The 11,318-nt window shown below is 55.8% G+C and carries 11 protein-coding genes and 1 pseudogene; 10 read left to right on the forward strand and 2 right to left on the reverse strand.

What is annotated here, in order from left to right; genetic code table 11:
* Positions 1–51 precede the first annotated feature (51 nt).
* From Q0Z69_RS15620 to Q0Z69_RS15665, 10 genes are all read left to right on the forward strand, one after another.
* Complete coding sequence (locus tag Q0Z69_RS15620; protein WP_298035330.1) at positions 52–957, forward strand: ABC transporter permease; 906 nt, start codon at positions 52–54, stop codon at positions 955–957.
* Between the two features lie 8 nt (positions 958–965).
* Entirely contained in the window at positions 966–1,955 is a 990-nt protein-coding gene (locus tag Q0Z69_RS15625) for an alpha/beta hydrolase (protein WP_298035331.1), read from the forward strand.
* Positions 1,956–2,016: 61 nt separating this feature from the next.
* Positions 2,017–3,087 (forward strand): alpha/beta hydrolase, encoded by a 1,071-nt coding sequence (locus Q0Z69_RS15630; protein ID WP_298035332.1) that lies wholly within the window; start codon positions 2,017–2,019, stop codon positions 3,085–3,087.
* A 12-nt stretch (positions 3,088–3,099) separates the two neighbouring features.
* On the forward strand, positions 3,100–4,443 hold the full coding sequence (locus Q0Z69_RS15635; protein ID WP_298035333.1) for an alpha/beta hydrolase: 1,344 nt from the start codon (positions 3,100–3,102) through the stop codon (positions 4,441–4,443).
* Entirely contained in the window at positions 4,440–6,092 is a 1,653-nt protein-coding gene (locus Q0Z69_RS15640; RefSeq protein ID WP_298035334.1) for a glycoside hydrolase family 3 protein, read from the forward strand. Before Q0Z69_RS15635 ends, Q0Z69_RS15640 begins: the two co-directional genes overlap by 4 nt.
* Positions 6,093–6,102: 10 nt before the next feature.
* Positions 6,103–6,924: an MBL fold metallo-hydrolase gene (locus Q0Z69_RS15645; RefSeq protein WP_298035335.1), complete on the forward strand. Its 822-nt coding sequence runs from the start codon at positions 6,103–6,105 to the stop codon at positions 6,922–6,924.
* A 189-nt stretch (positions 6,925–7,113) separates the two neighbouring features.
* Complete coding sequence (locus Q0Z69_RS15650; protein ID WP_298035336.1) at positions 7,114–8,592, forward strand: UbiD family decarboxylase; 1,479 nt, start codon at positions 7,114–7,116, stop codon at positions 8,590–8,592.
* The gene (locus tag Q0Z69_RS15655; RefSeq protein ID WP_298035337.1) at positions 8,585–9,163 is read left to right on the forward strand and encodes a UbiX family flavin prenyltransferase; all 579 of its coding nucleotides are present in this window, start codon (positions 8,585–8,587) and stop codon (positions 9,161–9,163) included. Before Q0Z69_RS15650 ends, Q0Z69_RS15655 begins: the two co-directional genes overlap by 8 nt.
* A complete protein-coding gene (locus tag Q0Z69_RS15660) occupies positions 9,150–9,500 on the forward strand; it encodes a hypothetical protein (protein ID WP_298035338.1) in 351 nt (116 codons plus the stop codon). Before Q0Z69_RS15655 ends, Q0Z69_RS15660 begins: the two co-directional genes overlap by 14 nt.
* Before the next feature lie 177 nt (positions 9,501–9,677).
* Positions 9,678–9,998 (forward strand): transposase, encoded by a 321-nt coding sequence (locus tag Q0Z69_RS15665; protein ID WP_298035339.1) that lies wholly within the window; start codon positions 9,678–9,680, stop codon positions 9,996–9,998.
* A 171-nt stretch (positions 9,999–10,169) separates the two neighbouring features.
* On the opposite strand, the gene Q0Z69_RS15670 is transcribed toward Q0Z69_RS15665, so the two are convergent.
* A complete protein-coding gene (locus Q0Z69_RS15670) occupies positions 10,170–10,793 on the reverse strand; it encodes a DUF1269 domain-containing protein (protein WP_298035340.1) in 624 nt (207 codons plus the stop codon).
* A 63-nt stretch (positions 10,794–10,856) separates the two neighbouring features.
* Positions 10,857–11,318: pseudogene (locus Q0Z69_RS15675) on the reverse strand (hypothetical protein); the annotation flags it as partial.

Consider the following 11,318-nt stretch of genomic DNA (forward strand, 5'->3'; position numbering starts at 1 on the left):
CCATGGCCTGCCCCCAAACCAGGCTGAAGCCTTTTTCTTCCAGAATTTCGCTTGTCCACTTTATTGACTATAGTTCAGAGGAACATCTACAATCTCATCACCCAATCCACCTATATCATCATTGCAGGCATGGGCATCTGCTTCGTGATGATCTCCGGCGGCATTGACCTGTCCGTAGGCAACCAGATGGCTGTCTCCGGATGCGTGGCAGCCATCATCATGCTGGAAACGGACCTGCCCTTCTTCATCGTCTGGCCCATCTGCATAGCCATCGGCTTTCTGATGGGCTCCATAAACGGTGTCATTTCCGCCAAGCTCAAGCTCTTCCCCCTGGTGGTCACGATCGCCACAAGCGAAGTCTTTAAGGGAATCGCCTACACCATGACCTCCTCCAAGTCCTATTCAGGGATGCCCAGCGGCTTCCGAGCTCTCTATCTGGTAAAGTTCCTGGGCCTCCCACTGGACGTATATCTGGCCATTATAGTGGTCCTGCTCACCTGGCTCGTACTCAACAAGACCCACTTTGGCCGTGACGTGTTGGCCATCGGCGGCAACAAGGAGTGCGCACGGCTCTCGGGCATCAAGTCCGACCTCGTCCAGACCCTCTGCTTTGCCATAACGGGCGCCATCTTCGCCATCGCCACGCTGGATATGCTGGCCCAGCAGAACCAGACCTCCGCTACCACCGGACCGGGCACCGAGATCACCTGCCTCACCGCGGCCATCATCGGCGGTATCAGCATGAAGGGCGGCAAGGGCAATGTGGTGGGTATGGTCGCCGGCATCTTCGTGATGCAGATCATCGCCAACGGCATGCAGCTCGCTCACTGGGGCACCTACGCCCAATACACCGTCAAGGGCATCATCCTCATTGCCGCCATCGCCTTTGACGCTTTGAAGAACCGGCCCCGTCCCATGGTGCGAATCCGCAAGGAAGCGCCGGCGCAGAAGGCGTGAGGTGAAGTATGGAGAGAATGCAGATGCCCGCTCTGGGCGCCGTACCCGGTATGCCCCCGAAGGGCGAACGACCCTTCGGCATCCCGCCTCTGGGCGGAAAGCCCCCTGTCGGCGGTCCCGGCGGTCCCCCACACGGCTTTGTTCCGCCCATGGCGGACATAAGCTGGGTAAAGCGTAAGTTTTTGGACGTGACCTATGCGAAGGACAGCCCCGCCCAACGGTTCGACCTCTACCTCCCCGACGAGGGCGATGGTCCCTTCCCGCTGGTCATCCACATTCACGGCGGCGGTTTCGCCTTCGGGGACAAGCGGGATGACCACATGGACGCCTATCTCAAGGGCTTGAAGCGCGGCTTTGCCGTGGCGTCCATCGAGTACCGGGTGTCCGGCGAGGCCAAATTCCCCGCGGCTGTCAACGATTGCCGGGAGGCCATAAGGTACATAAAGGCCCACGCTAGGGAATACAAGGTGGATAAAAACCGCATCGGTGTCATTGGCGGCTCCGCCGGTGGGAACCTGGCGGCTATGATGGGCATGAACGTACCAAACGGCGCGTTTATGGGTGAAAAGGCCACAGACGCCTACACCGAGACGCCCTTTGTCAGGGTCGCCGTCCCCCAGTTCGGCCCCATGTCCTTCGGAACCATGAACGAACAGGCCAAAGCCAACGGCATCAGTGAGATCCATGAAAACGCCGCAGATATGCCGGAATCTCAGTACATAGGCGTCCCCATTGACAAAGCGCCGAAGGAGCTTGTGGACGCGGCAAACCCCGCCACCTACGCTGGACCTGACACTGCTCCCATGCTGGTCCAACACGGCACCATGGACCATCTGGTTCCGTTTGCCCAGAGTGTGGAATTTGTAAAAGCGTTGGAGGCGAAGGGGTGTGATGTGACCTTCACGCCCCTGGAAGGCGCAGACCATGAAGACAAGATGTTCACCACCGATGAAAATCTTGACCTAGTCTTTAGCTTCATAAAAAAGCATATGAAATGACAAGCTGTCGGCGGCGCGGCATAAAGCCCGCCGCCGAAGCCCGTATAAGGAGCGTTTGACAATGGAATATGACGCATCGCTCACCGAAAAGCTCATGGAGACATCGGAAGTTCTGGAGCAGGACGGACTAAAAATAGAGATAAAACCCCTTCCGGAGGAAGGCAGAGGACTAGATCCCCGCGCCCGAAAAATGGAGCGGGAGATGCAGGAGAGAATGTCTGGGCTTCCACCGACGCCGCCAACCCTCGAAGAGGTCCGGGAGAGCATGGGCGGTTTTAATTACAACCTGTGCCGCCAGGAGATCTGGACGAGGTACATTGAGGTGGAGACCAGCGCAGGCCGGGTTCCCGTGTGGGGCTACTACCCCCGCCATGGCAGGAAGGCTCGTCCCGCCCTCATCTACGTCCACGGCGGCGCATTTATCGGCGGCACACCCTTCACCGTGGAAAATCCCTGCCGGTACATCGCGGACGTGGCGGACGCCGTTGTGTGGAACGTGGACTACTCCCTTTCCCCGGAGCACCCCTACCCCGTTCCCTGCACCCAGGTCTATGAGGTGGCAAAATATCTGCGAGACCACGCCGGCGAGTTCGGCATGGACCCCGGAAAGATCGTGCTGGCCGGAGATTCCGCGGGCGGCAACATGGTGGCCTCGGCGGTTTTGATGGACAGAAACAACAAGACCGGCATTGCCGCCGCTCAGGTTCTCATTTACGCCAAGCTCACCTTTTCAAACCACACGCTCCCCGGCTATAAGCGGGATTTGAGCGTCTACGACATTGCTCCGGAGGACGAGCCCTTCAAAATAGGTATGCTCCGCATCGGCTCCGATGAGGCCAACCGCGGCGATGCGGACGCCTATGTTCAGGGCAGATACCCCCTTGAAACGCCCTATATAAGCCCCGCCTTCGACGGCTGCGTGAGGCTCCCCAGGACGCTCTTTATTCAAGCCGAGTACGATGGTCTGCGCTTAGAGGGGGAATATTACGCGAAAAAACTCCAAAAGGCCGGCGTGCCCGTGCGGATGCTCAGGTATTGTGGCGTTTGTCACGGCTTCTTCGACGCTCTGGGCATCCTGCCCCAGTCCGAGGCCGCAGCCCGGGAGATTGCCGCGCTGCTCAATGAAATCTAAGGAGGAACTACCATGAAAAATAGTTTGATTAGCATACTTCTGACGTTGGCCCTTATTCTGACCCTCGCAGCCTGCGGCAGTACCGGGACGACTGAAAATCCTGGAACAGGCGGCGTCAATGAGGAAACCTCCGACAGTAAGAATCCAAGTGGAGGAACGACGGACAGTGAGGACCCCAGCAGCAATACTGAGATCACTTCCGTAGCCGGTACATACACCTTTGAAGAGGCGGCAATGGGGGGACAGTTTACCGTCCCCTGGAAACTGGAACTCCGGGACGATGGCACCTATACCATCACGGAGGAGAATCCCTTTATGGGAACGAACACCTACGAAGGAACCTACACGGTGGAGGATGGCGTGGTCATCACCGGCCCCTTTGAAGGTGCCGCACCCGTCGCAACATTTTTTGAGAGCGACAAGTCCTGTAAATGGACGCTTGACGGCGATAAATGCGTACCTGTGAATTATGATCCCAACGCCACGCCGGATCTGGGCGGCCTTCCCGGTCTTCCCGGGGGAAACGAGGGCGGCGGCCAGGATACCAAAGCCGAGACGGTGGCTTACGCCTCCAATTCCTCTGCGCAGGTGTGTGACATCTATACCCCCGAGGGCACAGACAAGGCACCGGTGATTGTTCTTGTCCACGGCGGTGGGTTTATGTTCGGTGATCAGGGTATGGATATTATTAAGCCCGTAATCGAAGCCGCTGTCGCCCACGGCTACGCTGTGGTCAGCGTTGATTACCGCAAGAGCTCCGAGGCCGTTTTCCCCGCTGCGCTCTCAGATGTGAAGGCTGCCGTGCGGTTTGTCCGCGCCAACGCGGAGAAATATGGATTTGATGAAAATAAGATCGTTATTTGGGGCGAGTCCGCCGGGGCATACCTGAGCCTTATGACCGCACTGACTCCGGGCGTGACTTCCCTTGATGGCGATGTCACAGACAATGCCGGCGTCTCCAGCGAGGTCCGCGCTCTGGTGTCCTTCTACGCCCCCGTTGAGTTCTATACCCTGTATGAGGAGGCCGGAAAGCCCGAAGCTGCCGCCGATTCCTTCGAGTCGAAGTTTTTAGGGCAGGATATAAGCGCCGACGCCGATGCCACCTACGCGACATATTGGGAGACATACGCCGACGGAATCCCTGAGAATATGTGCGCCTGGGTCCAGGCAGGCGACGCGGATCAACGGGTACCGTGTACGCAGTCGGAGAACTTCGCCAAGCGTCTGGCGGAAAAAATCGGCGAGGAGAACGTGGAGTTCGGGTTAATCCCCGGTGCGGACCACGAGGACGATGCTTTCTATACCCAGGAGAATCTGAACGCTGTCCTCACATGGCTTGACGGGGTACTGGCATGAGCGCTCTCGATTTGAGCGCCACCCCCTTTGAACTGACAGACGCCCAGTGTCAATGGGTAACGGACACGCTGGCGGCGATGACAGATGAGGAAAAGGCCGGACAGCTCTTTTGCGTCATGGGCGGGGACTATCCCATTGAGGATTTGAAGCGCATGACGGAGCGTGGCCTTGTGGGCGGTGTGCTCTACCGCCCTGTGCGTCCAGCATCCGAAATACAGGCAGACTTCGAGATCCTTGACAGCGTTTCAAAGATTCCCCTGCTCCATGCGGCCAATTTGGAGGAGGGCGGCTCCGGCGGGGCCTCCGACGGGACTCTCTTCGGTTGGCCCATGCTCACCGCCGCTACGGACGACCCCGCCTGGGCAGAGACCTTTGGCGCCCTCTGCGCCAGTGAAGGCACCATGGCAGGTATCAACTGGACCTTCTCCCCTGTCAGCGACCTGGACCTCAACTACTTAAACCCCATCACCAACGTCCGAACATTCGGCTCGGATTTGAAACGGGTAAAGGCCATGACGGCTGCTTATGTCCGGGCTGTTCAGTCCCGTGGAATTGCCGCCTGCGCAAAGCACTTCCCCGGGGACGGCGTGGACTACCGGGATCATCACCTGCACCCTACCGTCAACTCCCTCCCTGCCGAGAAGTGGTACTCCACCTACGGAGAGGTCTATAAAAACCTCATCGCAGCGGGCCTTATGAGCGTCATGGTGGGCCACATAGCACAGCCCAATGTTGCCAGGGATATATGCCCCGGACTATCCACGGAGGAAGCCCTGCTCCCCGGCAGTCTGAGCCGCACGCTTCTCACCGGCGTTCTGCGAGAGAGACTTGGCTTCAATGGTCTTATCACCACCGACGCTACCATCATGGGCGGCTACACCCAGCCACAGCGCCGGTGCGAGGCCATCCCCGCCTCCGTCATGGCCGGATGCGATATGCTGGTGTTCACCACCGACCTTGTGGAGGACTACGGATATATTCTCAAAGCCCTGGCAGACGGGAGACTGACCCATGAGCGTTTGGACGAGGCCGTAGCGCGCATTCTAGCGTTGAAAGCGAAGGTATGCTTTGAAAAGCATCACATAGAGCCGGTAGACGGCCCCGCCCTGCACCGGGCCTGTGCGGATAAAGCAATCACCCTAGTCAAGTCCACTTATCCCAGCGCCCTCCCTATGACGCCGGAACGCTATCCCAATATTCGCCTCATCACTCTTGGGAAAGACAACATCCTAGATGGCTCCATAGGGGAAATCACCAGGTCGTACCTCATAAAGCAGGGCTTTACCGTGGAGCGCTACGACCCCTTTACTGACAACCTCCACGGCACAGCAGAGCTTCCGCAAAACCGTCTGACGCTGTATCTTGCCAACTACGAGCAGGCAAGTAACCAGACAGTGGTACGGATAAACTGGTGCCCCAAGCACGCCTTGGATATGCCCAGGTTTGTCCATGATGAGACAAGCATATTCGTCTCTCTGGCAAACCCCTACTGCCTCCAGGACGTGCCGAGAGTGCAGACATACATAAACGCCTACACCGCCACACGGGACACCATCGAGCTTTCCATAGACAAGCTGATGGGAAAAAGCACTTTTACCGGCTCCAGCCCTGTGGATGCCTTCTGTGGACTTCCCGATACAAAACTTTGAGGTAGCTGATATGGTGACCTTTGAATACGCAAAAATATCCCCTATGACCACCCGCATACGGGCCCCCGGATTAGAACTCATGTACCTTGTGGAGGGCCGCGACCGCTCGGCGCTCATCGACACCGGCTCAGGTATCGGCCATCTGCGACAGGTGGTGGAGAGCTTAACGGATAAACCAGTCACGGTACTTCTCACCCACGGCCATGTGGATCATGCCATGGGTGCGGGTGAATTTGAAAACGTCTATATGAACCATGTTGACGACTACATCTACATCCAACATGCCCGGGAGCAGTTCCGCAGGGATGGCTTCTTCCTCTGCCCCCAAAAGGATTCCATCGAGGAGTCAGACTTTATCCCCGCCTTGCCTTTGGAGAGAATAAAGGACATGCGCGGCGGCGACAGCTTTGACCTTGGCGGATTGCACATTGACATCTACGACTGCCCCGGTCATACAAAAGGATCTGTGGTCATGCTCATCCGGGAGGAACGGGCATTGCTTTTAGGCGACGCCTGTAACTATCTCACCTTCATGCACGAACCCTATTCCACCACCATCGCGGAGTACGAAAAGAACCTGCTGGCTCTAAAGCCGCTGGTGGAGGGCAAATACGACAAGGTCTGGCTCTCTCACGGTCCAGGAGATGGCGACATCCGGCTCATCGACGGCGTTATTGAGGTCTGTCGGGATATCATCATCGGGAAAACGGATGACGTACCTTTCGGATTTAAGGACTCCGCCGGATTTCTCGCCAAAGCGGAGATCGAACGGGATGTTCGCCGTGACGGCGGCGTTGGAAACGTCATCTACAATAAGGAACGTATTTTTTGAAAGCATAGGAATTTCTTAAGCTGTCTCCTGAAAAAGGCATTGTCATCGAGAACTCCATAGTCGGTGCTCAAGTGGGACATGCCGGCGGTTTCAGGATCGCCTGTGTGGGCGACGCGTCCTTTGCCGGGGCGGGGCTGTAATTTGACAGTCCTGTCGGAGATTCGTCAAATTTTGAAATGAGGTGTTAATATGGATTACCGCACCGAGATCCTCGACCTGCGCACGGCCCTTTCCGTCCTGCGGAACACGCCGGGACAGCTTGTGGAGACGAATGTGAAGGTTGACCCGACGGCGGAGCTATCAGGGGTTTACCGCTATGTCGGAGCAGGCGGCACCGTTAGACGGCCAACGCATGTGAACGGGCCCGCCATGCTGTTCCATAACATAAAAGGCCACCCTGGCGCATCCGTTGCCATTGGGGTGCTGGCAAGCCGTGAGCGCGTGGCGAATCTCTTCGGGTGTAAAAAGGAGGAGTTGGGCTGGCTTGTGAAGTCCTGTGCCGAACAACCCATTGAGCCCATCATCGTGGACGGTCCCGCCCCGGCGCGGGAAATTGTCCACCTAGCCACAGATCCGGATTTTGACTTAAATCGCTTGATCCCCGCTCCCACCAACACCCCGTTGGATGCCGGCCCCTACATAACCCTTGGCATGTGCTATGCCACCCACCCGGACACCGGGCGCAGTGACGTGACCATACACAGAATGTGCATCCAGTCAAAAGATGAACTGTCCATTTTCCTCCAGCCCGGCTCCAGGCACATCGGAGCTATGGCGGAGCGGGCGACGGAGCTGAACCAGCCCCTGCCGATCTCCATCTCCATCGGCGTGGACCCGGCTGTTGAGGTGCTTTCGTGCTTTGAGCCGCCCACAACGCCTCTGGGTTTCAACGAGCTGTCCATCGCCGGGGCGTTGCGCAAACGGCCTGTGGAATTGACGAAATGCGTTTCTATCAACGAACACGCTATTGCCAATGCGGAGTACGTCATTGAGGGAGAGATATTACCCGGCAGTAATCATGTGGTGGAGGATCAGAACTCCCACACAGGCTTCGCCATGCCGGAGTTTCCCGGCTATAACGGCCCCGCCAGCCACGAGTGCTGGCTTTTGAAGGTCAAAGCTGTCACCCATCGGAAGGACCCCATCATGCAGACCTGCATCGGCCCCAGCGAGGAGCACGTCAATATGGCGGGCATCCCAACAGAGGCCAGTATCCTCACTATGCTGGACAAGGCCCTGCCGGGGAAGGTGTTAAATTGTTACAGTCACCGTGCCGGCGGCGGAAAATACATGGTCGTCCTCCAGTGCCGCAAGACGGTCCACACCGACGAGGGCAAGCAGCGGCAGGCGGCGTTACTCGCTTTCTCCGCTTTCCCGGAGCTCAAGCATGTAATTTTGGTGGACGAGGATGTGGATATTTTCGACACCGACGATGTCCTATGGGCTATGAATACCCGTTTCCAGGGAGACCAGGACATCATCACCATTCCGGGTGTACGGTGTCATCCGCTAGATCCCAGCTCCAAACCGGACTATTCCCCGTCCATCTCCGATGTGGGCATTTCTTGCAAGACCATCTTCGACTGCACTGTGCCGTTCCACATGAAGGACCGCTTTGCCCGCGCCACGTTCATGGAACTGGACCCAGAGAGGTGGCTCCATGGTTAAGCGGCTCATTGTTGGCATAAGCGGAGCGTCTGGAGCTCCTCTGGCGGTAGAATTATTGCGACAGCTCCACGACTATTTCCCGGAAATCGAAACGCACCTTATAGTAACGAGAGGCGGGGAGCTGACGCTCATGCAGGAAACAGGGTTGGAGCTCGAACAGCTCAAATCACTCGCTTCTATCTGCCACGATAATGCCTCCATCGGTTCCTCAATCGCCTCCGGAAGCTTTCATACCATGGGTATGGTCATCGTGCCATGCAGTATGAAAAGTGTGGCCGGTATCGTCTCCGGCTACTCAGATAACCTGCTCCTTCGGGCCGCCGACGTGTGTCTGAAGGAACGGAGAAAGCTAGTGCTCGTCGCCCGTGAGTCGCCATTGTCCACGGTGCACCTGCGCAACCTATACGAAGCCAGTAACCTCGGTGCAGTGATCGTCCCGCCCATGCTGACCTACTATAACCACCCGGTCAGTGTAGAGGAGATGACTCGCAGATGTGCGTCTCGTATCCTCTCCCAGTTTGGCTTAGATAGGGAGAAGTACGAGTGGGAGGGTGTGGATGAAAACCCTTGAGCTTCGCAGAACATACCGAAAGCGCGAGATAACCGCACGGATTACAACCCTTGATGGTGGCGTAGAGATCCTACTCTATGGCGGCGACTACCCACACATCGGTGCGGTGGGCATCCTAACCCCGGAGAATCGGCTCACCGTTACCGAGTTCCCTGGCCACAGGGAGGGAATCTTGTGTCAACAATGGCTCGAGGCTCTGTCGAATGCTCACATTCTCCCCGCAACAGTTGCGGCAGGTATCCATTATGATTGCCTCGACCCAGCCGGTATCTCTGATGTACTCAAACTGACGGAGGATATGCTGCGTGATGCCGTTCTGTTCTGTGCCAGTACCTGACAGGCACAATAATTGTGCCGGAACAAACGCCAAGACACAATCTGAGTTGCCTTCCGTGGGATCTATTTGCCTTGGAACCGCTGATAGCGCTTATAGAAAACACAGCCACCGGCGAATGAACTGCACCCCATTTGTTAGACGATGTGATATAATGTCTAACAAGTGGGGTGATTAATAATGCCAAAAGGAGTACTTAATAAACGTTACACACCGGAATTTAAGAAGCTGGTGATCGAGACGATGCGGCAGGAGCGGCTCAGCTATAGCGAAACTCGTCGTCGATTTGAGATAAACAGCAGAGCCCTGATCAAGTCATGGGAACGAATCTATCTTGAAGAAGGCCCCAGGAATGCTTTGCCATCGAACGGCGGGGACGCAAAAACACAGGCCGTCCACCAAAGCAGCTGCCAAAAGAGGTGGAGGAGGATCTGCGATCGTTCTTTGGAAGTCGTCAAAGCAACCGCCAAAGCGCTTTTGGATACCGCAACGAAGAAGTAGCCACAAGGCTGATTTTTGCTTTTCAGACAAAAAGAGCCGATGATCTGTGAGATTTCTCACATAATCATCGGCTCTGCGTCTCAAGCGTCTGACTCTTTTACAATTTCGGTCTTTAGGCGGTCCTCATCAATCAATGTTTCGTGTTTGCGTTTGTGCCGTGCATTTTGATTTCTACGATTTTTTGAATTTCGTTTTAAGTGCCTCAAAGTTTGCTTTCAACTTGGCACGCTCGGCTTCCATTTTCTGCTTACGCTCAGCGCTACGCTCGGCGTGCATCTTGCGGCGAGCTTCGTCGGCAAGTTCTTTTTCTACGCGCTCGGCTTCTTCTACCTCATCCTGCACCAATGCGGCGTCGCGCCGAAGAATTGTCGTTTGAAACTTATCAAACCGAGAGTCCAATGCATGATCTGTTTCCTCCTGTGCAAGAAGAAGAACCGCAACCTCGCCGTCTGCCAGCTTTGATCCCACCGCTTCCAGCATTGTGTTGTTCCGATCCACATCATCAACATCTTTGGCGCTTCCAATTAGATGGCCTGTCATACCGCCCAAAAGAATGCCGAGAGGGCCGCCGAGAATTCCAATCAGACCGCCGATCAGACCGCCCGTAAGGGCATCGTCGCTGCTGTCCACGCCGCTTGTGAATGAGTCTATGGTGGAAATTGTATTACCGCTTTTCTTTACAAGCGCACCTTGTAGCACGGTATATTGCGGCATGATCGGCTGTTTCTTGATTTCCATGTAGGCTTGATAGCCCTCGCTTTCTACATGGAACAAAACAGTTAAGACATTTTCCATTTGTGAAACTTCCTTTCATTTTGTCTTTTATTTGAATCGGTAAATTTCTTACCAATTTATAGATTACACGCCTCCCTTTTTTCTCTTTGTGTTCAGTGTATTACGAAGTTCGGAGAGCAGTTCCCCGTGGCGATGTGGTCGATATTTTGGAAAAGCAAGCAGAATCCGATGTTGCTGACGGCTGATTTTGCTTGCCAGATCCTCATAATGGGTATGAAGCGACTGTATCCTTTCGCTTTCCTGTAGCTTTTCCAAGGCGATTGTTTTCTTCTCGGCAATCTTCTGTGCGGCGGCGTCCAGCTTTTTTTGGAAATCCGCCATAGCCCGTACCGTTACCCACAAATCACAGAGCATGGCGGCTGCTATCGTCCCGGCAAGTCCGTATCGGATTGGTGCAGGGATCAAAGCCGTCATTTCTCGGACAAACGGGTGAAGGAACTGAACGACCAACACAGACAGCAGTCCAAAAACAAATGCGCCTTCCAAGCAGATACGGCCATGCAGGTTAAACCGGCGCGACGAATA

Origin of the sequence: uncultured Dysosmobacter sp. (genome assembly GCF_947631165.1) — a bacterium.
GTDB lineage: Bacteria > Bacillota > Clostridia > Oscillospirales > Oscillospiraceae > Oscillibacter.

What these genes read in the sequence shown, in the direction of transcription:
- Q0Z69_RS15625 (WP_298035331.1), top strand. Translation starts at nt 966, where the DNA reads ATGGAGAGAATGCAGATGCCCGCTCTGGGCGCCGTACCCGGTATGCCC.
- Q0Z69_RS15630 (WP_298035332.1), top strand. Translation starts at nt 2,017, where the DNA reads ATGGAATATGACGCATCGCTCACCGAAAAGCTCATGGAGACATCGGAA.
- Q0Z69_RS15635 (WP_298035333.1), top strand. Translation starts at nt 3,100, where the DNA reads ATGAAAAATAGTTTGATTAGCATACTTCTGACGTTGGCCCTTATTCTG.
- Q0Z69_RS15640 (WP_298035334.1), top strand. Translation starts at nt 4,440, where the DNA reads ATGAGCGCTCTCGATTTGAGCGCCACCCCCTTTGAACTGACAGACGCC.
- Q0Z69_RS15645 (WP_298035335.1), top strand. Translation starts at nt 6,103, where the DNA reads ATGGTGACCTTTGAATACGCAAAAATATCCCCTATGACCACCCGCATA.
- Q0Z69_RS15650 (WP_298035336.1), top strand. Translation starts at nt 7,114, where the DNA reads ATGGATTACCGCACCGAGATCCTCGACCTGCGCACGGCCCTTTCCGTC.
- Q0Z69_RS15655 (WP_298035337.1), top strand. Translation starts at nt 8,585, where the DNA reads ATGGTTAAGCGGCTCATTGTTGGCATAAGCGGAGCGTCTGGAGCTCCT.
- Q0Z69_RS15660 (WP_298035338.1), top strand. Translation starts at nt 9,150, where the DNA reads ATGAAAACCCTTGAGCTTCGCAGAACATACCGAAAGCGCGAGATAACC.
- Q0Z69_RS15665 (WP_298035339.1), top strand. Translation starts at nt 9,678, where the DNA reads ATGCCAAAAGGAGTACTTAATAAACGTTACACACCGGAATTTAAGAAG.
- Q0Z69_RS15670 (WP_298035340.1), bottom strand. Translation starts at nt 10,793, where the DNA reads ATGGAAAATGTCTTAACTGTTTTGTTCCATGTAGAAAGCGAGGGCTAT.